This is a genomic window from Natronospira bacteriovora, from assembly GCF_030848495.1.
Classification (GTDB): Bacteria; Pseudomonadota; Gammaproteobacteria; order Natronospirales; family Natronospiraceae; genus Natronospira; species Natronospira bacteriovora.
This window is the reverse complement of the sequence record NZ_JAVDDT010000002.1, coordinates 134,465-156,441: the sequence shown is the minus strand read 5'-3', so window position 1 is coordinate 156,441 and position 21,977 is coordinate 134,465. Positions and strand designations below refer to the sequence as shown.

Annotated in this window: 19 protein-coding genes and 4 tRNA genes; 3 read left to right on the top strand and 20 right to left on the bottom strand. The window is 63.4% G+C overall.

What is annotated here, in order from left to right; translation table 11 throughout:
* Positions 1-510: 510 nt before the first annotated feature.
* The 4 genes from RBH19_RS03515 to RBH19_RS03500 all read right to left on the bottom strand — a co-directional run bounded on the left by RBH19_RS03515 (position 511) and on the right by RBH19_RS03500 (position 1,014).
* A tRNA-Lys gene (locus RBH19_RS03515) sits at positions 511-586 on the bottom strand.
* 108 nt (positions 587-694) lie between these two features.
* Positions 695-770: transfer RNA gene (locus tag RBH19_RS03510), tRNA-His, on the bottom strand.
* Between the two features lie 52 nt (positions 771-822).
* Positions 823-899: transfer RNA gene (locus RBH19_RS03505), tRNA-Arg, on the bottom strand.
* Between the two features lie 38 nt (positions 900-937).
* Positions 938-1,014: transfer RNA gene (locus tag RBH19_RS03500), tRNA-Pro, on the bottom strand.
* A 178-nt stretch (positions 1,015-1,192) separates the two neighbouring features.
* Here RBH19_RS03500 and folD point away from each other — a divergent pair.
* Positions 1,193-2,047 (top strand): bifunctional methylenetetrahydrofolate dehydrogenase/methenyltetrahydrofolate cyclohydrolase FolD, encoded by an 855-nt coding sequence (gene folD, locus RBH19_RS03495; RefSeq protein WP_306727434.1) that lies wholly within the window; start codon positions 1,193-1,195, stop codon positions 2,045-2,047.
* 164 nt (positions 2,048-2,211) lie between these two features.
* Here the strand turns inward: folD and cysS are convergent, their stop codons facing one another.
* Both cysS and gltX read right to left on the bottom strand, forming a co-directional pair.
* Positions 2,212-3,600, bottom strand: a complete 1,389-nt coding sequence (cysS, locus tag RBH19_RS03490) for a cysteine--tRNA ligase (RefSeq protein ID WP_306727433.1) — start codon at positions 3,598-3,600, stop codon at positions 2,212-2,214.
* A 120-nt stretch (positions 3,601-3,720) separates the two neighbouring features.
* Positions 3,721-5,136: a glutamate--tRNA ligase gene (gene gltX, locus RBH19_RS03485; protein ID WP_306727432.1), complete on the bottom strand. Its 1,416-nt coding sequence runs from the start codon at positions 5,134-5,136 to the stop codon at positions 3,721-3,723.
* Positions 5,137-5,238: 102 nt separating this feature from the next.
* Here gltX and RBH19_RS03480 point away from each other — a divergent pair, with 102 nt between their 5' ends.
* Both RBH19_RS03480 and lpxH read left to right on the top strand, forming a co-directional pair.
* Positions 5,239-5,868, top strand: a complete 630-nt coding sequence (locus tag RBH19_RS03480) for a peptidylprolyl isomerase (RefSeq protein ID WP_306727431.1) — start codon at positions 5,239-5,241, stop codon at positions 5,866-5,868.
* A complete protein-coding gene (gene lpxH, locus RBH19_RS03475) occupies positions 5,865-6,593 on the top strand; it encodes a UDP-2,3-diacylglucosamine diphosphatase (RefSeq protein ID WP_306727430.1) in 729 nt (242 codons plus the stop codon). The genes RBH19_RS03480 and lpxH overlap by 4 nt, the downstream gene beginning before the upstream one ends.
* A gap of 88 nt (positions 6,594-6,681) precedes the next feature.
* Here the strand turns inward: lpxH and RBH19_RS03470 are convergent, their stop codons facing one another.
* The 14 genes from RBH19_RS03470 to RBH19_RS03405 all read right to left on the bottom strand — a co-directional run bounded on the left by RBH19_RS03470 (position 6,682) and on the right by RBH19_RS03405 (position 21,962).
* Positions 6,682-7,278, bottom strand: a complete 597-nt coding sequence (locus tag RBH19_RS03470) for a MiaE family protein (protein WP_306727429.1) — start codon at positions 7,276-7,278, stop codon at positions 6,682-6,684.
* Between the two features lie 41 nt (positions 7,279-7,319).
* Positions 7,320-8,534, bottom strand: a complete 1,215-nt coding sequence (locus RBH19_RS03465; protein WP_306727428.1) for a DUF4147 domain-containing protein — start codon at positions 8,532-8,534, stop codon at positions 7,320-7,322.
* A gap of 56 nt (positions 8,535-8,590) precedes the next feature.
* Entirely contained in the window at positions 8,591-10,102 is a 1,512-nt protein-coding gene (gene purF, locus RBH19_RS03460; RefSeq protein ID WP_306727427.1) for an amidophosphoribosyltransferase, read from the bottom strand.
* A gap of 11 nt (positions 10,103-10,113) precedes the next feature.
* On the bottom strand, positions 10,114-10,611 hold the full coding sequence (locus RBH19_RS03455) for a CvpA family protein (RefSeq protein WP_306727426.1): 498 nt from the start codon (positions 10,609-10,611) through the stop codon (positions 10,114-10,116).
* A gap of 126 nt (positions 10,612-10,737) precedes the next feature.
* Positions 10,738-11,364, bottom strand: a complete 627-nt coding sequence (locus RBH19_RS03450; protein ID WP_306727425.1) for an SPOR domain-containing protein — start codon at positions 11,362-11,364, stop codon at positions 10,738-10,740.
* 1 nt (position 11,365) lies between these two features.
* Complete coding sequence (folC, locus tag RBH19_RS03445) at positions 11,366-12,730, bottom strand: bifunctional tetrahydrofolate synthase/dihydrofolate synthase (protein WP_306727424.1); 1,365 nt, start codon at positions 12,728-12,730, stop codon at positions 11,366-11,368.
* A gap of 22 nt (positions 12,731-12,752) precedes the next feature.
* Entirely contained in the window at positions 12,753-13,622 is an 870-nt protein-coding gene (gene accD / locus RBH19_RS03440) for an acetyl-CoA carboxylase, carboxyltransferase subunit beta (protein WP_306727423.1), read from the bottom strand.
* Positions 13,619-14,464, bottom strand: a complete 846-nt coding sequence (gene trpA, locus RBH19_RS03435) for a tryptophan synthase subunit alpha (RefSeq protein WP_306727422.1) — start codon at positions 14,462-14,464, stop codon at positions 13,619-13,621. The genes accD and trpA overlap by 4 nt, the downstream gene beginning before the upstream one ends.
* The gene (gene trpB / locus RBH19_RS03430) at positions 14,461-15,645 is read right to left on the bottom strand and encodes a tryptophan synthase subunit beta (protein WP_306727821.1); all 1,185 of its coding nucleotides are present in this window, start codon (positions 15,643-15,645) and stop codon (positions 14,461-14,463) included. Before trpB ends, trpA begins: the two co-directional genes overlap by 4 nt.
* 34 nt (positions 15,646-15,679) lie before the next feature.
* The gene (locus RBH19_RS03425; RefSeq protein WP_306727421.1) at positions 15,680-16,315 is read right to left on the bottom strand and encodes a phosphoribosylanthranilate isomerase; all 636 of its coding nucleotides are present in this window, start codon (positions 16,313-16,315) and stop codon (positions 15,680-15,682) included.
* A 108-nt stretch (positions 16,316-16,423) separates the two neighbouring features.
* Positions 16,424-17,251 carry a tRNA pseudouridine(38-40) synthase TruA gene (gene truA, locus RBH19_RS03420; protein WP_306727420.1) on the bottom strand — a complete coding sequence of 276 codons (828 nt, stop codon included), beginning with the start codon at positions 17,249-17,251 and terminating at the stop codon, positions 16,424-16,426.
* Positions 17,252-17,302: 51 nt separating this feature from the next.
* Complete coding sequence (locus tag RBH19_RS03415; protein WP_306727419.1) at positions 17,303-17,977, bottom strand: hypothetical protein; 675 nt, start codon at positions 17,975-17,977, stop codon at positions 17,303-17,305.
* A gap of 78 nt (positions 17,978-18,055) precedes the next feature.
* Positions 18,056-20,800 (bottom strand): motility hub landmark protein FimV, encoded by a 2,745-nt coding sequence (locus tag RBH19_RS03410; RefSeq protein ID WP_306727418.1) that lies wholly within the window; start codon positions 20,798-20,800, stop codon positions 18,056-18,058.
* A gap of 142 nt (positions 20,801-20,942) precedes the next feature.
* Positions 20,943-21,962 carry an aspartate-semialdehyde dehydrogenase gene (locus RBH19_RS03405; protein WP_306727417.1) on the bottom strand — a complete coding sequence of 340 codons (1,020 nt, stop codon included), beginning with the start codon at positions 21,960-21,962 and terminating at the stop codon, positions 20,943-20,945.
* Between the last annotated feature and the right edge of the window lie 15 nt (positions 21,963-21,977).

Sequence of the window (21,977 nt, the reverse complement as noted above, 5' to 3'; positions counted from 1 at the left end):
TGATCGGGGTTTGAGTCCCTGGCCCAGTCGCGCCCCCAGATACAGAAACGGCCCACCCGAGACCGGGTGAGCCGTGCTGGTAATTGGTGGGCCGCCAGGGACTCGAATGGATTGTCAGGAACAATCCATCGCGAAGCGCGTTAGCGCGGAGCCCGTAGCGACAGCGGAGGGTGAGGGCCATGGATGGCCCTCACAACCCCGAACCAATAAAAATGATCGGGGTTTGAGTCCCTGGCCCAGTCGCGCCCCCAGATACAGAAACGGCCCACCCGAGACCGGGTGAGCCGTGCTGGTAATTGGTGGGCCGCCAGGGACTCGAATGGATTGTCAGGAACAATCCATCGCGAAGCGCGTTAGCGCGGAGCCCGTAGCGACAGCGGAGGGTGAGGGCCATGGATGGCCCTCACAACCCCGAACCAATAAAAATGATCGGGGTTTGAGTCCCTGGCCCAGTCGCGCCCCCAGATACAGAAACGGCCCACCCGAGACCGGGTGAGCCGTGCTGGTAATTGGTGGGCCGCCAGGGACTCGAACCCCGAACCTACTGATTAAGAGTCAGCTGCTCTACCAGTTGAGCTAGCGGCCCGCGTCTAAAAAACGCTTGTCGGTTCATCATCTACCGTATTCGGCGGATGACAATCCAGTGCCAGTGGCTACCTGGCATCGAGGCTGAAAGCCTCTCCCACAATAAAAATGGGGTGGACGATGGGACTCGAACCCACGACGACCGGAATCACAATCCGGGGCTCTACCAACTGAGCTACGCCCACCATTGAAACTGCTTACGAAAGCCCGCGGCATCGCGAACCCTCGGGCCGGGACTGGCGCGCCCGGCAGGACTCGAACCTGCAACCGACGGCTTAGAAGGCCGTTGCTCTATCCAATTGAGCTACAGGCGCAAACCCTGTTTTCCTGCCTTGAGTCCCGACCGGATGTTTGGTCGGGGCAGAGGGATTTGAACCCCCGACTTCCTGCTCCCAAAGCAGGCGCGCTACCAGGCTGCGCTATGCCCCGCGCCGACCTGTCCGGGCCTCCCGCGGGGGCCCGATCCGGCAGACCGCGAATGATACTGCCTGGGCGGGTAAGCGTCAATCGCGGGAACTGTCCCCCAATCCGGCTTTGTGCGACAATCTGCGCCCTCTCCGGGGGCGCCCGACGGCGCTCCAGGCCAATCGCAGAACCGGGATCCGCCATGTCAGCACAACTGATCGACGGCAAGGGCTTTGCTGCCCGCATTCGCGAAGACATCCAGCGGGGTGTGGATCAGCGCATCCGGCGCGGCCTGCGCCGTCCGGGGCTGGCGGTGATTCTGGTGGGGGACGACCCGGCTTCGAAGGTCTATGTGGGCCACAAGCGAAATGACTGCGAGCAGGTGGGCATTGAGTCCCAGGTACTGGATCTGCCCTTTTCCACCACGGAAGCCGAAGTCCTCCACCATATCGATGAATACAATGCCAACCCGGATGTGGATGGCATCCTGGTCCAGCTGCCCCTTCCCCGCCACATTGACACCACCCGGGTCATCGAGCGCATTCGGCCGGACAAGGACGTGGACGGCTTTCACCCCTACAACATCGGTCGTCTCGCCCAGCGCATTCCGGCACTGAGGCCCTGCACCCCCTTCGGTGTCATCCGCCTGCTGGAATCCATCGGCGAGCCCTTCAAGGAACGGGATGCCGTGGTGGTGGGCGCCTCCAACATCGTGGGTCGCCCCATGGCTCTGGAGCTGTTGCTGGCCGGCGCCACGGTGACGGTCTGCCACCGTTTCACCCGGGATACCGAGGCACATGTTCGCAATGCCGACCTGGTGGTGGTGGGCGTGGGCAAGCCGGGCCTGGTCAAGGGTGAGTGGATCAAGGAAGGGGCCACGGTAGTGGATGTGGGCATCAACCGCATGGATGATGGCCGCCTGGTGGGGGACGTGGAGTTCGATGTGGCAAAGGAACGGGCCGCCTGGATCACACCGGTGCCCGGCGGGGTGGGCCCCATGACCCGGGCCATGCTGCTGCAGAACACCCTCGACGCCGCCCGGCATCACGATGACTGAACCGCTTTGTCGCCGTTCCGTCGAGTGAACCGTTCCCAGTGAACCGATAGCCGGCCCAGCCAAGTGCGCCAGCAGGGTTCCGATCGATCCCTTACCCGGCTTCTCTCGACCGTTCACCGAAGCGGCATGGCAGTCCCGCTAGCAGAAACCGTTCACCTTCCCGGTCATCCCCGCTTCCACTTGGTTCCGTCGGGACCATCTTCCAGCACGACGCCCTGGGCCTGCAGCTCATCACGGATACGGTCGGCTTCCGCGAAGTCCCGGTCCTTCCGGGCCTGATTGCGCTGCTCGATCATGGACTCGATGGTGCTCGCGTCCAGGTCAGCGGCATCGCTGCCGCCCTTCAGGAAAGCATCCGCGTCACTCTCCAGGATGCCAAGCACGCCGCCCAGCTCGACCAGCAAGGCCGCATGTTCTCCCGCCGATGTCTGTTCTCCCTGGTCCCGCAGACGATTGATCTCCCTCGCCAGGTCGAACAGGACCGCCACGGCTTCCGGGGTGTTGAAATCGTCATCCATGGCCGCTGCAAAGCGCTCCCTGAACGAGGATTCCCGGGGTGGCTCACCGGCGGGCGGGGTTTCGCGCAGGGTGGTGTAGAAACGCTCCAGCGCAGCGCGAGCGGTATCCAGGTTCGCGGTGGAGTAATTCAGGGGACTGCGGTAGTGACTGTTCAGCATGAACATGCGCACCACTTCAGCGGGATAAGCCTGGAGCACATCCCGAATGGTGAAGAAGTTGCCCAGGGATTTGGACATCTTCTCTTCATCCACCTGGACGAAGCCGTTGTGAATCCAGTAATTCACATAGGGAGAATCATGGGCCGCACAGGATTGGGCAATCTCGTTCTCGTGATGGGGAAACTTGAGATCCATGCCCCCGCCATGAATGTCGAAATGCCGGCCCAGGTGATGGGTGGACATGGCTGAGCACTCGATATGCCAACCCGGCCGCCCTTCCCCCCAGGGACTAGGCCAGCTGGGCTCGCCCGGCTTGGCCTTCTTCCACAGCACGAAATCCAGCGGATCCCGTTTGGCCTCTTCCACTGCTACCCGCGACCCGGCCCGAAGATCCTCGGTGCGCTTGCCGGAAAGACGTCCGTAATCCTCGAAACGGCTCACCGAGTAATAGACATCGCCGTTGGCCGCCACATAGGCATAGCCCTTTTCCTCCAGGCGCTGGATCATGGCAATGATGTCGTCCATGTGTCCGGTGGCCCGGGGCTCATGATCCGGCGGCAGCACATTCAGGGCCCGCTCATCTTCATGCATGGCGGCCGTGAAGCGCTCGGTCAGGCTGTCGACGGACTCACCGTTCTCCACCGCCCGGGCGATGATCTTGTCGTCGATGTCGGTGATGTTGCGAACATAGGTCAGGTCATAGCCGGCATGACGCAGATAGCGAGCGATGACATCGAACATCACCATCACACGGGCATGGCCGATATGACAGTAGTCATACACGGTAATGCCGCAGACATACATGCGGATCTTTCCGGGCTCGATAGGCTGAAAGTCTTCTTTCTGGCGAGTGAGTGAGTTGTGGATTTTCAGCATGACTTGTTCTGGCCGGTAAGGGGGAGTGGACAGCAATGCCGGGGTTCTCAAATCGTTGTCGGATTTTAACAAATCGTAGAAAAGCCGATTACGACAACGACAACGACTGGACAGGATACCTCAGGTGAGTCCGATACATCGTTCCAGACGTCGGGCCGCTTCGGTCTGGCCAATCAGGGTGAGGACGCCATCCAGCTCCGGACCACGCCGGCTGCCGGTCAGGGCGATTCGCAAGGGCATGAAGAGCTTCTTTCCCCTGGCACCGGTTGTCTGGCGAATGCGATCCACCCATTCCTGATAATCCGGGCCAGTCGCTTCCAGCGCATCAAGGGCCGCTTCGAAGAACTCCCGACCGCTTTCTTCCACCACCGCCCGGGTGTCGGCATCCAGATCACCGGGATGATCAAAGAGGCGACGGGCCCACGCCCGGGCTTCTGCCGGGAAGACCACATTGTGACGAATCAGGTCACAGAAAGCGCGCGCCTTGCCCGGCGGAACCGCCCCGGCGACCGCATCGGCCATCCACTGCCAGGCCGCGTCCGCGTCCAGGCGCGCCACCGCCACCTTCTGCCAGTGCAGCAACTGCTGGGCATCGTAACGGGCCGGGGCACGGCCTACGCGTCCGGGGGCGAAATCCGCCGCCAGTTCCTCCAGGCTGCGGAAGCGGTCCTCTTCGTCGTAACGATGACCCAGGCGCGCCATGTAATTGAGCAGTGCCAGGGGCAGATAGCCTTCGGCACGAAAATCCCGGATTCCGAGGCTGCCGGCCCGCTTGGACAGGGGCCCCCCATCCGAGTCGGCAATCAACGGCAGATGACCGTAAACGGGGGCCGGCAGATCAAGGGCTTCCAGCAGCAAGAGCTGGCGGGGCGTATTGGTGAGGTGATCCTCCCCCCGCATCACATGACTGACACCCATCAGGGCATCATCCAGCGCATTGCTGAAGAAGAAGGCGGGCGTGCCGTCCGTGCGGCGGATGACGAAATCGCCGATCTCATCACTCTGGAAAGACTGGGGTCCGCGAATGAAATCCTCGAACTCGATACGGCGCCCGGAGGGTACCCGGAAGCGCCAGGAAGCAGGCTCACCGGATTCAAGGCGTCTGCGCGCCTCGTCCGGATCCAGCCGCGCGCAGGTGCCGGCATAGCGCGGCGGCTTGCCGGCGGCCCGCTGGGCGGCCCGGCTGCGCTTGAGCTGTTCCGGTGTGCAGAAGCAGGGATAGATCAGACCGGCGTCATCCAGACGCTTGAAATGCCTTGCGTAGATCGCCTGGCGTTCCGACTGCCGATAGGGGCCCTGCTCACCGCCGGCATCGTGCCCCAGGGACCAGTCCAGACCGAGCCAGCGAAGATCCTCCATCAGGGAGGTCAGAAAGTTGTCCCGCGACCGTTCCGCGTCGGTATCCTCGACACGCAGCATGAAATGCCCGCCGCGGCCTCGAGCCAGCAGGGCGTTGAACAGGGCCGTGCGGGCATTGCCCACATGAATGTGGCCGGTGGGGCTGGGCGCGAATCGGGTGGTGACGGTATCGTTCATGGCGCGGCATCATAGCCGATCGCGGCCATGGCCACAAAGAGCCGGCCTGTTAGAATTATGCGCCAATCCCGCTCATCGACCTCCGACACAGGACGACTGGCCATGCCCCGCACGCTTTGCGCACTGCTTCTTGCCCTCTGCCTGGCCCTGCCGGCCGACGCCGCGACCCGCAGCAGCCACATCCTGCTGGAAACCAGCCTGGGTGACATCCTGATCGAACTCAATCATCGCCGGGCGCCCCTGACCACGGCACGGATCGTGGAGCTGACCGATGAGGGGCATTACGATGGCCTGATCTTCCACCGGGTCATTCCGGGGTTCGTGGCGCAGACCGGCGGCTTCACCAGAGCGCTGGAGCCCCGCAACCCGGAGGCCACCATCGTCAATGAATCCGGCAATGGCCTGCGCAATCGCCGAGGCAAGGTTGCTCTGGCCCGGGGCAATGAACCGCACTCGGGCACGGGCCAGATCTACTTCAACCTGGATGACAATGACAGCCTCGACCCCAGCTCCCGCCGTTGGGGCTATGCCGTCTTCGGGCGGGTCATCGCCGGCATGGAGGTGCTGGATACCATGGCCGAGATACCCACCGGCGCCCGCCCGCCCCTGCCGTCGGATGTCCCCGAACAGCCCATCGTCGTTGAGCGCGCCGTCGGCCTGGACCGGGACGCCGCGCTGGAATGGATCATTGCCTGGGAAGAGGCCCGGATGGAAAAGGAAAACGAACAATGAGCACCCTGTTCATCTCCGACCTGCACCTGCACACCACGCGCCCGGAAATCACCCGGCTGTTTCTTGACTTTCTGCAGGGCGAAGCCCGGGAGGCGGAAGCGTTATATATTCTGGGCGACCTGTTTGAAGCCTGGATCGGTGACGATGCCGCCAGCGAACATGACCAGGCCGTGATCGCCGGCATGAAGGCGCTCACCGACAGCGGTGTGCCGGGCTACTTCATGCGAGGCAACCGGGATTTTCTGATCGGCGAACGCTTCGCCCGCGAAACCGGCTTCAGCATTCTCCCCGACCCCACCACCGTGACCCTCTACGGTGAACCGGTCCTGCTGATGCACGGCGACTCCCTGTGCATTGACGACCACGACTACATGGCCTTTCAGCAGGTGGTTCGCAGTGAGGCCTGGCAACAGGACTTTCTCTCCAAACCCATTGAGGATCGCATCGCCTTCGCCAGGAAGGCCCGGGAGGAAAGCGCGGCCCGAGGCAAGGAAAAGTCCATGGAAATCATGGATGTGAACAAGCAGGAAGTGAAGAAGAGCATGGCCGCAGCCGGCGTTCGCCGCTTCATTCACGGCCACACCCATCGCCCGGCCATTCATGACATTGAAGTCAATGGGGAACCGGCCCAGCGCATCGTGCTGGGGGACTGGTACGAACAGGGCAGTGTCCTGCGGGTGAATGCCGGGGGCTATGACCTGCGGAGCATTCCCCTGGAGGCTTGAGCCTTTCTCGTTGTCGTTGTCGTTGTCGTAATCGGCCTTTTCCAGAGGGACTAATGCCGATTACGACAACGACAACGACAACGATCGACTAGGCGGGAACCCCCGAATGAAAGCGAAACTGGGTATCCGGGCTTGTGATCAGCTCTGCTTCCCGTTCAGCGAACAGGGCAACCCTGTCATCCACCGGGCCTTCATTGGCCGCTTCGGCCAGCTTGAGATAATCACGAAAATGCCGGGCCTCTGACTTGAGCAGACGAGCGTAGAAGCCACCGACTTGCTCGTCCAGCCGCGGAATCAGTGCTTCGAAACGCTCACAGGAGCGCGCTTCGATGAAGGCGCCACAGACCAGCAGGTCCACCAGCTTGCCCGGCTCCTCCTTCCTGACCTGTTCCCGCAGGCCGGACGCATAGCGCGAAGGCGCCATGCGCCGATAGCGCATGCCGCGCTGGCGGATGATTTTCAGCACCTGTTCGAAATGACGCAGCTCTTCCCGCGCCAGGCGTGACATCTTTTCCTGCAGATCCGTCAGACCCGCGTAATCATGCATCAGGCGCATGGCGGTGGCAGCTGCCTTGCGCTCACAGTGGGCATGATCCACCAACAGGGTTTCCAGATCATCCGGGGCGACCGCGAGCCAGGCCTCTGGGGTCGGACAGGGAAGGAAATCATGAATGGTCATGGTCATGAACCGTGTCTTGGATGGCCGAACATTATACGGCAGCCTGATCAGCGCGGCAGTTTCACACCGATGATGAGGTCATTGACATTGGTATCACTCGGCCCGGTATTCACCAGGTCTCCGGCGGCGGCCAAAAAGCGCCCGGCATCAGCCCAGTCCAGGGCATCCTCGGCACACAATCCGGCTGCCCTGCCCCGTTCCAGGGTCTCACCGTCCACGATGGCTCCGGCATCCCCTTCCGGCCCGTCCAGGCCATCACTGCCGCAGGCGAGCAGCAGGCAGTCGTCCTGTCCGGCCAGACACTCCGCGGCAGCCAGCGCCAGCTGCTGACAGCGACCGCCACGCCCCGGTACGCTGGGCAGGGTGATGGTGGTTTCCCCGGTCCAGACCCAGAAGCCGGGCTCGGCATCACGCAGGGTCTGCGCCAGCGAACGCCCCATGTCCGCGGCATCCCCCTCCACCCAGCCATGACCGGCGTGAACCGGCAGGTGGAATACCCCGCCAAGCTCGGCAGCCACCGCCGCCAGGGTTCCCGAGTCTGCCACGACCACATGGTCGATCTCGGGGGTATCAGGAGGCGCCTCCTTGCCGAGCAGAACGGAGATCCAGTCCGGCACGATGGGGAGCTCGCCGCCAAGTGCAGGCAAAAAGGGGCCGGAGGCCAGGGCGGAGGGATACCCGGGCGGCACATCGGACAAGGCAAGAACGCGACAGGGCCTCGCCCCCATGTGCCGAGCCAGGCCACCTCCCTTGACTCGGGACAGGCTCTGGCGAATCCGGTTCACATCAACGATGTCCAGACCGGAAGAAAGCAGCCAGTCATGAACCGCCGCCACATCCTGTTCGCTCACCCCCTCCCACGGCGCCTCCATGAGGCTGGAACCGCCACCAGAGAGCAGGGCCAGCAAGGGAGCCGCATCCGGCAGGCCGGCCAGGAACTCAAGTGCGCGTTCACCAGCCGCGAAGGAGCCCGGGCCTGGCAAGGGATGTTGGGCAGCATGACATTCGATGGAGGGCGCGATAGCCGCCGGACACTGCTGGTCGGGATAAACGACCAGCCCGCTTTGAACGGCCATGCCACTGTCCAGCACACCATGGCACATGGCCACGGCCGCCTTGCCGATCGCCAGCACATGACAGTGTGACGCAAAGGGGTTGTGATCAAGATGGTTCGCCACCAGACGGCGCCCGGATACCCGGGCAACGGCATCGTGGTAAACGGACAACAATCGAAAACGTGCTTCGTCAATACGCGGATTCATGCATATCCCCAATGACACGTCCGCCGCTTGAACAGAGCGGTGATGCTTCCTGACGGTCAGGACGCGTTGTGCAGATCGATCACACCCCGGTATTGATTGTCCTTCTTCGACTTGGCCGCGTCAGATCGTTCCCGAGCCAGACGGGCAAGATACTCCTCGCTGACATCACCGGTGACGTAATGGCCGTCAAAGACAGAAGTATCGAAGGTCTTGAGACCCGGATTGCCAATTCGCACCGCTTCCACGAGATCCGGGAGATCCTGGTAGAAAAGGCGATCGGCGCCGATGAGTTCGCAGACCTCTTCCGTGCTGCGGCCGTGAGCGATGAGCTCATCAGTCGTGGGCATATCGATGCCGTAGACATTGGGGTATCGCACTGGCGGTGCGGCCGAGGCGAAATAGACGTTTTTGGCGCCGGCATCCCGGGCCATCTGGATGATCTCCCGCGAGGTGGTGCCTCGAACGATGGAATCATCGACAAGCAGCACGTTCTTGCCGCGAAATTCCAGGTCAATGGCGTTGAGTTTCTGGCGAACGGATTTCTTCCGCTGCTTCTGCCCGGGCATGATGAAGGTACGGCCGATGTAGCGATTCTTCATGAAGCCTTCGCGGTACTTCACCCCCAGCTGAAAGGCCACCTGTAGGGCGGCCGTGCGGCTGGTATCCGGGATGGGGATCACCACATCGATGTCGTTGTCGGGCCATTCCCGGTTGATCTTCTCGGCCAGCGTGTCCCCCATGCGCAACCGCGCCTTGTACACTGAAACATCATCCATGATGGAATCCGGCCGCGCGAAATAGACGAATTCAAACAGGCAGGGGTTGGCCGAGGGGCCTTCAGCGCACTGATGGGTATGCAGCTGCCCTTCGCTGTCGATAATGATCCCTTCACCCGGCGCCACGTCCCGTACCAGCTCAAAGCCCAGCGCACTCAGGGCAACACTTTCCGATGCCACCATGTACTCCCGGCCCTGCTCGGTCTCACGGACACCGAAGACCAGGGGACGGATCCCCCAGGGATCCCGGAATGCCACGAGGCCATAACCGGTAATCAGCGCCACGGCGGCATAGCCGCCACGACAGCGGTGATGCACGGCACTGACCGCCGCGAAGATATCCCCGGCCTCCAGCTTGAGCTTGCCGGCCCGCTGCAGCTCATGGGCAAAGACATTGAGCAGGATTTCCGAATCCGAGTCGGTGTTCAGGTGGCGCAGGTCTTCACGATACAGCAGCTCTCTGAGCTCACCCGCATTGGTGAGGTTGCCATTGTGAGCCAGGGCGATACCGTAGGGCGAATTCGTGTAGAGCGGCTGGGCTTCGGAGGAGCTCGAGCTGCCGGCGGTGGGATAACGGCAATGACCGATGCCCATGTTGCCGCGCAGACGCAGCATGTGTTCGGCAGCGAAGACATCACGTACCAGACCATTGCTCTTGCGCAGGAAGAGACGGTCGCCCTCACATGTCATGATGCCGGCCGCATCCTGTCCACGATGCTGAACCACCGTCAGCGCGTCATAGATTGCCTGGTTGACCGGCTGATGCCCGGTCAGGCCCACGATGCCACACATGCGAAATACCTCTAGCGATTGAACGTAAGCACGTCGCCGACCATATCCGGCGGCAGGAAGGAGGCCAGCCAGGCGGCGACCGGCTCCAGTATGGGGATGAAGGCGGAGTTCGACCACCAGGGGTCCTGGTTCACCTCCGTCAGTATGCCCAGCAGAACCAGTGCCGCCACCACCAGCACGCCACGAGCAAGGCCGAACAGTACGCCGATCATGCGATCCGTGCCGCCCAGCCCCGTCTTCTTCACGGCCAGGCTGACGAAATGATTGACCATGGCGCCGATGATCAAGGTCACGATGAACAGGCTGGAAAACGCAACCAGAACACGCACGGACGGCGTTTCGATGCGATTGGCCAACAGCGCATCAAGGGCATCCACGAAGGTGAGGGACACCCAGAAGGCCATGATCCAGGTGGCCAGGGACAGGGCCTCCTTGACGAAACCCCGCATCAGACTGATCAGTGCGGAGAGGATGACCAGCGCGACAATGAAGTAATCAACCCAGACCATGCCCTTCCATCCCCAGGATCAGCGGCCAGTGCCTGCCCCACAGCAGGCAATCGCCAGACACACCGGCGGGGGGCATTCTATCAGGGAAGCGCTGCGGGCACGATGCCTCGGGGCGGGCGGCATGGCTCACGGATGTGGCACCGGTCTGGCCTCATGGCCCGTTCGCTGCCGAATGCGTTCGGCAATTCGCTGGGCGCCCTCCCGTTCCGGCTCAAGGCCCACACGCACACGGTAGAAGGTAGTACCGCCGCGCTCATGCTGCATGACAAAGGCCTCGAAGCCTTCATCACGCAGCTGCTGGACCAGTCCTTCGGCATTGCTGCGCTCGGAAAAACTCCCCACCTGTGCACTCCAGCCACTGCCACTGGGTACCGTGCCTTCCCGATCCGCGGCCTCACGCTGTTCCGGTTCGGATTCAGGTTCGGATTCAGGTTCCGGTTCGGGCTCTGCTTCGGGCCGAGGCTCCTCCGCTTCCCGCACGGCCTGCCGGCGATCGTCGCTGGCCTCATCCAGGGCCCGCACTCTGGGTACTTCCCGCACAGGCTCGGGGTCGACCTCCTGACGCTCGCGCTGCTCCGGGTCACGCAAATCCAGGCGGGTCACGGGCAATTCATCCTGTTGCCGCTCTCGGTCGAGGCGAACGATGCGCTCTTCCCCGTCGTCCGGACCACCAAGAATCATGGGCAGAATGATGATGGCTGCCGTGAGCAGCACCACGAGACCGATCAGGCGTTCCTTGAGCTTGCGATCCACGTCAGGGGCTCCCCTTCTCGACGGATTGGGATACAGCTGCAGTTTGCCGCGTGTCGCGCCATTCACGCAACACGGGCCCGACCGTGAAGAAGGAACCCAGCACCAGTATGCGATCGGTATCGGCGCTCGCCCGACTTGCCGCTCGCCAGCAGTGCTCCGGCGTCAAGGCGGCGGTTCTGGCATCCATGGCCACAGTCGCCGTGTCCGGCAAGCGGGCGGACAGCTCGGCACTGCCAAGACCGCCCTGTGCGGACAGATCGGCCGGCCACCATTCATCCACGTAAGGCATCAGCGCCGCGATCACCCCGCCCACATCCTTGTCGGCTTTCATGCCGATCACGGCCCGCACGGAGCCGGCAACCGGATGGGCCGCCAGCCAATCGGCCAGGGCGAGCGCTGCATCCGGGTTGTGCGCCACATCCAGCAGAGTCTCGGGTGGGCCGGGCATTCGCTGTACCCGTCCAGGCAGTCGGATTTCGCTCAGGACATTCACGACACGAGGCCCGTCGGCCACTGCCGAAGGCCGCAACAGGGCCACGGCCGCCAGGGCACCGCTGGCGTTGTCACGCTGCCAGGAACGCTGCCACCAGGGTTCGACGGGCAGTGACTGCAGGGATTGGGCCTGTGGCCCTCGCCAGGACCAGTTCTCTTCCGACGCGCCCTGCCAGGAAAAATCGCGCCCCGCCAGGTGCACACGGGCACCACTGTCTTCGGCCGCCCGGTGCAGATGGCCACCAACCTGGCCGTCAGCCACCACCGCCGATCGCCCCGGGCGGCACACCCCCGCCTTCTCGCGGGCGATACCGGCCAGGTCGCTGCCCAGCCAGTCGGCATGATCCAGAGCCACTCGCGTCAACAGGGCCACATCCGCGTCCACCATGTTGACCGCGTCAAGGCGACCGCCGAGGCCCACCTCCAGCACGGCATGATCCACGCCCTGTTCCCGAAACAACAGCAGGGCGGCCAGGGTGGTGTATTCGAAATAGCTCAGACTCGCGTCCCCACGCGCTGCCTCCACCTGGCACAGAGCCGACACGATGGCCTGGTCACTGGCATTCTCGCCATCGACCCGGATACGTTCGTTGAATTCGATCAGATGGGGAGAGGTATAGGCGCCGGTCCGGCATCCATCAGCACGCAGCAGGGCCTCAGCCAGGGCGACACTGCTGCCCTTGCCGTTGGTACCGGCAACGGTGAGCACACGGAACCCGGGCCGCTTGAGACCCAGGGCATCACGAACGGGAATGAGTCGATCCAGCCCCAGATCAATGGCCGCGGAATGCAGACCCTCCAACCAGGACAGCCAGTCCGAGAGCGGGGCACCCGGGCCGGGGGCCCCGCGTCTGTTCGAGGGTGTGGTGGCCATGGCCAAGGCCCTGCCGGCGTCGTCAGCCGGCGACGTCGGTGGCGTTCTGACGGGTCAGGATGGACAGCACATTGGCAAGCCGGTCACGCATCTCGCGGCGGTCCACGATCATGTCCACGGCACCATGCTCGACCAGAAACTCACTGCGCTGGAAGCCTTCGGGCAACGTCTCGCGCACGGTCTGCTCGATTACCCGCGGGCCGGCAAAACCGATCAGGGCCTTGGGCTCGGCCACATTGAGGTCACCCAACATGGCCAGACTGGCGCTGACACCGCCGGTGGTGGGATCGGTGAGCACGGAAATGAAGGGGACACCCTGCTCGGAAAGACGCGCCAGGGCGGCACTGGTCTTGGCCATCTGCATCAACGACAACAGGGCTTCCTGCATGCGGGCCCCGCCGCTGGCGGTGAAACAGATCAGCGGGCAATTGGCGTCGGAAGCGGCCTGGGCGGCGCGCACAAAGCGCTCGCCAACCACCGACCCCATGGAACCACCCATGAAGGCAAAATCAAAGGAGCAGGCCACCACGGTCATGCCCTTGAGTCGGCCCTTCATCACCACCAGGGCATCCTTCTCGCCGGTCTTCTTCTGGCTCTGGGAGATCCGATCCTTGTATTTCTTGCTGTCACGAAACTTCAGGGCATCCACCGGCTCCACGGAAGCGCCGATTTCCGCCATGGAATCCGCATCCAGGAAAAGCTCGAGACGATGGCGGGCCCGCAGTCGCATATGATGCCCGCACTTGGGGCAGACATGCTGGTTGCGCTCCAGATCCGAACGATAGAGCACGGAGTCACAGGCGGAACACTTGGTCCACAGGCCTTCGGGCACACTGTGGCTGCGGCCCTGGGTCTTGATTCTGGAAGGAACAAGTCGTTTGAACCAGTTCATTGCTGTGCCATTTCCTTTTTCGCGATATCGGCCCCGCGGGCTCCATCGATGGCCTCACGCAGGGGGCGCATGAATTCTCCTGCCGCTTCGGCCGGATCCTGACCGTTTCTGGCGGCTTCATGCAGACGGGCCACCAGGCTGCTGCCGATGATCACGGCATCCGCGAATTGTCCCACAGCAGCGGCGGTTTGCGCATCCCGGATTCCGAAGCCGACGCCCAGCGGCAGGTCGGTGTGCCGACGAAGGCCGTCCAGGCTGCCGGCCACGGCCGCCGCGTCCAGTCCACCCGCTCCGGTCACGCCCTTGAGAGAGACATAGTAAACGAAACCGCTGGCCAGCTGCCCGATGCGCGCACGGCGTGCCTCACTGGTGGTCGGTGCCACCAGAAAGATCATGTCCAGGCCCGCCTCCCGCAGTCGCGGGGCCAGCTCGGCTGATTCCTCCGGGGGGGAATCCACCAGCAGCACGCCATCCACGCCAGCCTCGGCGGCGGCGGCCACGAAACGTTCACTGCCCATGATCTCCACCGGGTTGAGGTAGCCCATCAGGATCACCGGGGTTTCTCCGTCGCGGTCACGGAACTGGCGCACCGCCTGCAGGGTATCTTCCAGTCGCTGTCCCGCGGCCAGAGCCCGCTCGCCCGCCGCCTGAATCACGGCGCCGTCGGCCACCGGGTCGGAAAAGGGCATGCCCAACTCCACCATGTCTGCCCCGGCCGATACCAGGGCATGCATGATAGCGACGGTGGAATCGGGGGACGGATCGCCGGTCATCACATAGGGCACCAGTGCGGCGCGTCCAGCCTCCCGCAGATGAGCAAAACGGGTTTCAATGCGACTCACAGCTCAATGCCCTCCTGCGCGGCCACGGTGTGCATGTCCTTGTCACCACGACCGGACAAATTGATGACGATGTCCTTGCCCCTGCCCAGCTCACGCGCCAGGCGGATGCCGTAGGCAATGGCATGGGCAGACTCCAGTGCGGGAATGATGCCCTCAAGACGGCTCAGGCGGTGAAAGGCCTCAATGGCCTCGCGGTCCCCCACATGGCCGTACTGCACGCGGCCATTGTCCTTCAGCCAGGCGTGCTCCGGCCCCACACCGGGATAATCCAGACCAGCGGAGATGGAATGGGTGTGGATGATCTGGCCGTGTTCATCACTCATGAGGTAGGTGCGATTGCCGTGCAGCACACCCGGCTTGCCGGCGGACAGTGATGCCGCGTGACGTCCGGTGTCGACACCATCACCGGCCGCCTCCACGCCATGCAGCGCCACGGATCGGTCATCAAGGAAGGGATGAAAGATGCCGATGGCATTGGAACCGCCGCCCACACAGGCCACCACCGCATCGGGGAGGCGCTCTTCCAGACTCTGCATCTGCTCCCGCGTTTCTTCCCCGATCACTGACTGGAAGTCGCGCACCATCATGGGATAGGGATGCGGGCCGGCCACGGTGCCGATGATGTAGAAGGTATCGTCCACATTGGCCACCCAGTCCCGCATGGCTTCGTTGAGGGCGTCCTTGAGGGTGCGTGAACCGGATTCCACCGGCACCACCTCGGCACCCAGCAGTCGCATGCGATAGACGTTGGCCTCCTGACGACGCATGTCCTCGGCACCCATGTAAACCACGCACTTGAGACCGAGGCGGGCGGCCACCGTGGCCGAGGCCACGCCATGCTGGCCGGCACCGGTCTCGGCAATCACCCGGGGCTTGCCCATGCGCCGGGCCAGGATAGCCTGGCCCACGGTGTTGTTCACCTTGTGGGCGCCGGTATGACAGAGGTCCTCGCGCTTGAGCCAGATTCGCGCTCCGCCGGCCCACTCGCTCAGGCGATCGGCCGGATACAGCGGCGTGGGCCGTCCCACGAAGCGGGCCAGCTCGCGCCGGATTTCAGCGTGGAACTCCGGATCCCGGCGGGCGTCCTCATAGGCCTGGCGCAGTTCCTCCACCGGCCCCATCAGGGTCTCGGAGACAAAGCGACCGCCAAAGATGCCGAAGTGGCCGGTGGCATCAGGCATCTGGCGCAGGCTGGCCGGGGCTTCATTTTCCAGATCAGTGGCTTTCACGGACACGATGAACCTCTTGGATGAATTGCTGCATCTTTTCCGGATCCTTGCGACCCGGCGCACTTTCAACCCCGGAGCTCACATCCACGCCCCAGGGTCTCAGTTCACGAATGGCCTGCCCCACATTGCCCGGATTCAGGCCACCAGCGAGGATCAGGCGACGGTCGGGCACCTCCGGCCATCGGGACCAGTCGAAGGTTTCACCGCTGCCGCCATCCCGGTCACCGGCGTGGCTGTCCACCAGCAGGGCGGCGGCATCGCCATATTCTCCGGCAATGGAATCCATGTCAGGGTTCCCCGACATGCCCACGGCCTTGATGTATCGGCGCCCGAAGGAACGGCAGAACGCCCCGCTCTCACGCCCATGGAACTGCAACAGTTCCAGAGGCAGGATTTGCAGCAGGGTTTCCAGCTGCCGGCGCTCGGGATTCATGAACAGGCCCACCACCGTCACGAAGGCCGGGGTGGCCGCGATGATACGGGCTGCCCTGTCCGGGTCGAGATGACGGGGACTGCGTTCATGAAAGACCAGGCCGATGGCGTCGGCACCGGCCTCCGCCGCCAGGGTCGCTTCCTGCGCCGTTGTGATGCCACAGATCTTGACGCGGGGAACGCGAGCCATGTTTCGGTATTCCATCGAGGTGATGCAGCAATGCTGCAACGATAACAGAAAGGCCTTGTCGCCTCACCCTGCCGGGCGCCCCTGTACAACGCGCCAGACGGCGTGGCCTCAGAGCAGTGGCGCTCCGGGCAGCATGGGTTCATCACCGGGGCGGCTGAGAGCATCGATGTCCGGGTAATCCGGATAACGCACACCATGGAAGTACAGGCCACCCGCTGGCGCCGTGACGCCACCCTGGGTGCGATCCCGCAATTCCAGCAGACGCAGCGGCCAATCTTCATCCGCCTCACCCTTGCCGATGGCGATCAGCACACCGGCAATATTGCGCACCATGTGATGCAGGAAGGCATTGGCACGTATATCCATCCACAGCAGGTCGCCCTGTCGCTGCACCTGGATGAATTCCACATTGCGGAACGGTGTGCGGGACTGGCAGGCCACGGCCCGAAAGGCGCTGAAGTCGTGCTCGCCAAGCAGATGCTGGGCAGCGCGATGCATGGCCGCCGCGTCCAGGCGGTGATAGATCCAGGCGGCACGATGTCGACCCAGGGCCGTGCGTGCCTGGCGGTTCCAGATCACATATCGATAGCTGCGTGAACGGGCGGCATAGCGGGCATGAAAATCCGACGGGGCCGGAAGCACCCAGCGCAGATTGATGTCATCCGGCAGGCGGCTGTTGCTGCCCAGAAGCCAGGCTCGTGGATCCCGATCTGCCGTACCGTGAAAATGCACGACCTGCCCGAGCGCATGCACTTCGGCATCCGTGCGGCCGGCGCAGACCACATCAACGGGGTGGTTGGCGACAAAGGCAATGGCCTCGGACAGGCGCTCCTGAATGGTGGGCACCCCGGGCTGCTGGGTTTGCCAGCCACGATAGGCGCTGCCATCGTATTCCACGCCGGCACACCAGATCCGGCGGTTGTCGATCTCGCTCAAAACTCTCTCCAGATTGCGCGCAAGTCCCTGACTCCGCGATCCAACAGTGCATCAAAGGGGCAAGCCCGCCAATAACAGAATGCCCGTCATGCCGGCCAGGAACAGCAGCCAGTCACGCACCTGCGGGGCCGGTGGTGGCCGGGGCAGGACAACTTTGCCGTCCTCTTCCTCGGCCCGGGCCTCGATACGGTGAATCTCTGCTGCCAGCGCCGCCGGAATCCAGGCCAGCCAGGCACGAAAACGGAAATGGCCTGCCGATGTTGACGGCCCCCCGGCCCGATCCCTGAGTGCCTGGCGATCCGCCATCGCGGCCTGCACCAGCCATCCGAGCCGTTGGCCGAAACGGCGTCCGGGCAAACCAATGCGATCCAGTGGTTGCAAGGCCAGCATGAGCAGACCCGTGAGTGCCGAAGCCGAAAGACTGACAAGCAGTGTATGCACGCTGGCGAACATGAGAACGAGGATGGCCATGCGTGTTCCGGCCTCGGCGATCGCATTTGCCCAGTCGGCCATGCCGGCCAGCCAAAAATAGACCAGCGCCAGGGCCAGCAACAACCACTTCAAGCGCCACAGTCCACGGCCCAGGCCCCGCATGGCCGCCCTGCCCCTGCTTACATGCCAGACGAGCAGCACCGCAGCCAGAATCAGCAAGGACAGGGGCGACATCCATGGCAGTGCACAGGCCAGCAGAACCACCAACAACAGATGAAGGCGTGGATTGAGCATCACGGCTACCGCGCTGACATCAAAAAGCCGCCGACCCTCCATGAGAGTCGGCGGCCACTTTCATCGGATACCGGGCAATCAGATGGATTCGAGCAGGGAACGGGCTTCCTTCTGCTGATCCTCGTTACCCTCGTCGATCACTTCTTCCAGAATGCCACGCGCCCCGTCGCTGTCACCCATGTCGATGTAGGCGCGTGCCAGATCGATCTTGGTATCGATCTCGCCCATTTCATCACCGTCATCGTCACCCAGGTCGAGCAACTCATCGTCATCATCGCCGAAATCGATGCCACCGGGGCGACCTTCGTCGGCCGTGGTGGTGCCCGGCTCGTCACGTTGCCAGCTCATTTCACCGGCATCGCCGCCCTTGTCCTCGTCACTGCCCACATAAGCGGACAACTCCTGGAAGGCTTTTTCGAACTGGGCCTGGGAATCGGTCCCGAAAGCCTCGTTGGCCTTTTCCGGCGGAACATCCACGGTCGGGAAATCCAGGTCCTCGTCCTTGTCCGTGTCACCCTCGGCCGTCCTGTCGAGAACGGAGGCGCTTTCCTCGTCGAGACCGAAATCCAGATCATCACTGTCGGACGGCTCTTCCGCCGCCGGCGCGGGTGACTCGGGTTCGGCCTGTGACGGCCCGGAGCCGTCGCCCTCGTCCAGATCCGGCAGATCAAAGGAAAGATCGTCATCGCCGCCACCGGCGTCTGAGTCCACCAGCTCGTCACTGCGGCCAGACACCCCGCCTTCGTCACCGGCGCTGTCGTCCGGCAGGTCGAAGACAGGCTCGTCTTCACCGTCATCAGCGGTAACGTCGGCGTCCAGATCTAGATCAATGGCTTCGCTCATGTCATCGGCATGCAGCATGCCATCACTCAGCGTGCCACCTTCAGGCGGCTCCAGATCATCCGTACCTGCTTCGTCCGGGGCAGCACCGGCAAACATGTCTTCGCTGGGGGCAATCTCACGCCCCATGCGGGCGATCTGGGCCCATTCATCACTGTCATCGCCCATCTCGTTGCGGAACCGCCGGGCGGCTTCAACAAAGGCGGCGGCATTCCCGGCCGCGAAATGGGTTTCGGCGAGCTTGAGGTGGATGCGCGCGTCCCTTGCGTTATTGGCCAGAGCATCTTCCAACATGCCCGAGGCCTTGTCGTAGGTACCGTAGGCCACATGGAAATCAGCTTCTTCAAGCAGCTCTTCGACGTTGGTGCCACAGTCGGCAGGTGCGGCTTCCTCACGCGCCTCGGCTGCGTCCAGATCATCGGACAGGTTCACATCCTCGACGTCACTACCGTCCGGGCTGACTTCCGCATCGGCAAGATCTCCATCGTCTCCTTCATCCCACTCGGTCACGGACGCCGTTGTGGCAGCGCGTCGGCGGCGAACCGCCACCAGACCCAGGGCGGCCGCCAGCACCAGGGCACCCAGAATACCCATGCCGACTGGCGTGGCCAGCAGCCCGGTGATCCGCGACAGCATTGAGGGCGGTTCCTGATGACGGGTAGCCGGGCGGGCCGGCTCCTCGGCTTCGGTCACCGGCTCCTCCTCCAGCGCTGCCATATCCTCGGCCGCCGCCTCGTCATCCAACGCGGCGAGGGCGTCATCATCCTCATCCGCCAGAGCCGCGTCTTCATCCTCGTCCCGAATCAGCTCATCGTCCTCTTCGGGAAGCATGTCTTCCTCATCCACGAAGACCGGCTCTTCCTCCAGACCGGCGACGAGATCATCGTCCCGAACCCGCTGCTGCAGGGAAGCAAGCTGCTCATCCTTGAGTTCCAGCATGCGGCGCAGCTCATCGATCTCGCCTTCCAGTTCGCTGACGCGGTCGCGCAGGCCGGCACTCTGGTCTTCAGCCTCAGCCCGCTGATCGCGTGCGCGATCCAGCTGGGTTTCCAGCTCGGCAATCCGGGTTTCGGCCTCCTCCGTACCCACGCCAACGGCCTCGGCATCCTCCTCGCCCGGCGCCACCAGACGCAGCTCATCGCGTTGCTCACGCTGCGGGGCTTCGGCAACGCGGGCACGACCCTGTTGCCAGGCTTCGTTCTGCCGTGTCACTTCACGGTTGGCAACGCTGACATTGACCCGATCCAGCTCCGCGCGCTCGGGAACACGCAGCACGGCGCCCTGACGCAAACGGTTGATGTTGCCGTCGAAGGCACCCGGGTTGGCTTCAAACAGCGCAATCATCATCTGGTTGATGGAAACGCCGGAGGGGCGCAGTTCATTGGCGATGTTCCAGAGGTTCTGATTGCGTTGCACCGGGCCGAAACGACCACCGAGCCGCGGCGCGGCCCGGTCGATTTCCGTGCGACGGGGTGTTACCCGTTCCGGTTCCGGTTCCGGCCTGGGCCGCTCGGCGCGGGGTTCGGGCCGCGGTTCACGGGGTTCCGCCTCGGTCACGGCCCGCTCCGGCTCCGCCGCCTCACCGGGACCGAAGTCCGGCGGGTCCAGCAGCAGGGTGTATTCGCGCAGGAGACGCCCGGCCGCCCATCGGGCCTCCACCAGGAAGCTGACGAAGGGATCCCGGACGGGCTGCTCCGTGGTGACATGAATGTAGGCATCCCGGCCATCACGAACCAGCTCGAAACGCATGCGGGCGTGAATGGCCGTGCGCTCCAGGCCGTAACGCTGGAAATGCTCGGTCGAGGCCAGGCCCACCTGTAATTGATCCAGCTCCTCCTGCCGCGGAGAAACCAGCTCGATGCGCGCATCAAGGGGCTGGTTCAGGGCGGACCGAAGCTCCACATCACCCAGACCCAATGCCCAGCTTGCAGGCATCCAGATCAGGGCGGCAATTGCCACGGCGCAGGCCAGAATCGGTCGCATTATCACTCCGTCACTCCCCGGTCACTGAGGTCGCTGCCAGGCGAAAGCCGACTGCCGCGACCGGGACGCGCCTGGCGCCGGCGGTCATGGGCATGGAGCCGATACCTCATCAGCTTTCTTATGTAAGTGAGCTAAATATAGCTCACAAGTAGTCTTTTACCAAAAGTTCGGCGATCTGAACACTGTTCAGCGCCGCCCCCTTTCGGACGTTATCGGCCACCACCCAGAGATCGAGGCCACGTTCGCAGGAGATGTCCTCCCGAATCCGGCCAACCCAGACCGGGTCCTGACCGGCGGCTTCGGTGACCGCCGTCGGGTACCCGGCGGGCTCCCGCTTGTCCAGCACCTTCACGCCCGGTGCCTTCTTGAGCAAACGGGTGGCTTCCTCGGCACTGAGCTTGTCACGGGTCTCGATGTGCACCGCTTCGCTGTGCCCGAAGAAGACCGGGATGCGCACGGCGGTGGGGTTGACCTGAATGTTCGGGTCCAGAATCTTCTGGGTCTCCCACACCATCTTCATTTCTTCCCGGGTGTAGCCATTGTCCTGGAAGGTGTCGATGTGGGGAATGGCATTGAAGGCAATCTGCTTGGGCGAGATCCGGTTCTCGATCGGCTTGCCATTGAGCAGCTTGGCCGTCTGGTCGGCCAGCTCTTCCATGGCCGACTTGCCGGCACCGGACACGGCCTGGTAGGTGGCCACATTGATGCGCTCGATGGTGGCGGCATCATGCAGGGGCTTGAGCGCCACCAGCATCTGGATGGTGGAACAGTTGGGGTTGGCGATGATGTTGCGCTTGCCGTAGTCGGCAATCTTTTCCGGGTTCACTTCCGGCACCACCAGCGGAATGTCGTCCTCGCGGCGGAACTTGGAGGTGTTGTCGATCACCACGCAACCGGCGGCGGCCGCCTTGGGAGCGAATTCGGCGGAAATGTCGCCCCCGGCCGAAAACAGGGCCACCTGGACTTTCGAGAAATCGAATTCGGCGAGATCCTGCACCACGAGTTCACGACCGGCGTAACGCAGCCTCTTGCCGGCAGAACGGCTGCTGGCGAGCGGATGGATCTCGGCGGCGGGAAACTTCCGCTGTTCGAGAATCTCGAGCATGGTTTCACCCACGGCACCGGTGGCACCGACGATGGCGATATTGACCTGCTTGCTCATGTTGCGTGACTCCTG

Bases quoted from the DNA above. Each gene is read 5' to 3' on its own strand.
- folD (WP_306727434.1), top strand. From the start codon at position 1,193: ATGTCAGCACAACTGATCGACGGCAAGGGCTTTGCTGCCCGCATTCGC.
- cysS (WP_306727433.1), bottom strand. From the start codon at position 3,600: ATGCTGAAAATCCACAACTCACTCACTCGCCAGAAAGAAGACTTTCAG.
- gltX (WP_306727432.1), bottom strand. From the start codon at position 5,136: ATGAACGATACCGTCACCACCCGATTCGCGCCCAGCCCCACCGGCCAC.
- RBH19_RS03480 (WP_306727431.1), top strand. From the start codon at position 5,239: ATGCCCCGCACGCTTTGCGCACTGCTTCTTGCCCTCTGCCTGGCCCTG.
- lpxH (WP_306727430.1), top strand. From the start codon at position 5,865: ATGAGCACCCTGTTCATCTCCGACCTGCACCTGCACACCACGCGCCCG.
- RBH19_RS03470 (WP_306727429.1), bottom strand. From the start codon at position 7,278: ATGACCATGACCATTCATGATTTCCTTCCCTGTCCGACCCCAGAGGCC.
- RBH19_RS03465 (WP_306727428.1), bottom strand. From the start codon at position 8,534: ATGAATCCGCGTATTGACGAAGCACGTTTTCGATTGTTGTCCGTTTAC.
- purF (WP_306727427.1), bottom strand. From the start codon at position 10,102: ATGTGTGGCATCGTGGGCCTGACCGGGCATCAGCCGGTCAACCAGGCA.
- RBH19_RS03455 (WP_306727426.1), bottom strand. From the start codon at position 10,611: ATGGTCTGGGTTGATTACTTCATTGTCGCGCTGGTCATCCTCTCCGCA.
- folC (WP_306727424.1), bottom strand. From the start codon at position 12,730: ATGGCCACCACACCCTCGAACAGACGCGGGGCCCCCGGCCCGGGTGCC.
- accD (WP_306727423.1), bottom strand. From the start codon at position 13,622: ATGAACTGGTTCAAACGACTTGTTCCTTCCAGAATCAAGACCCAGGGC.
- trpB (WP_306727821.1), bottom strand. From the start codon at position 15,645: ATGCCTGATGCCACCGGCCACTTCGGCATCTTTGGCGGTCGCTTTGTC.
- RBH19_RS03425 (WP_306727421.1), bottom strand. From the start codon at position 16,315: ATGGCTCGCGTTCCCCGCGTCAAGATCTGTGGCATCACAACGGCGCAG.
- RBH19_RS03415 (WP_306727419.1), bottom strand. From the start codon at position 17,977: ATGCTCAATCCACGCCTTCATCTGTTGTTGGTGGTTCTGCTGGCCTGT.
- RBH19_RS03410 (WP_306727418.1), bottom strand. From the start codon at position 20,800: ATGCGACCGATTCTGGCCTGCGCCGTGGCAATTGCCGCCCTGATCTGG.
- RBH19_RS03405 (WP_306727417.1), bottom strand. From the start codon at position 21,962: ATGAGCAAGCAGGTCAATATCGCCATCGTCGGTGCCACCGGTGCCGTG.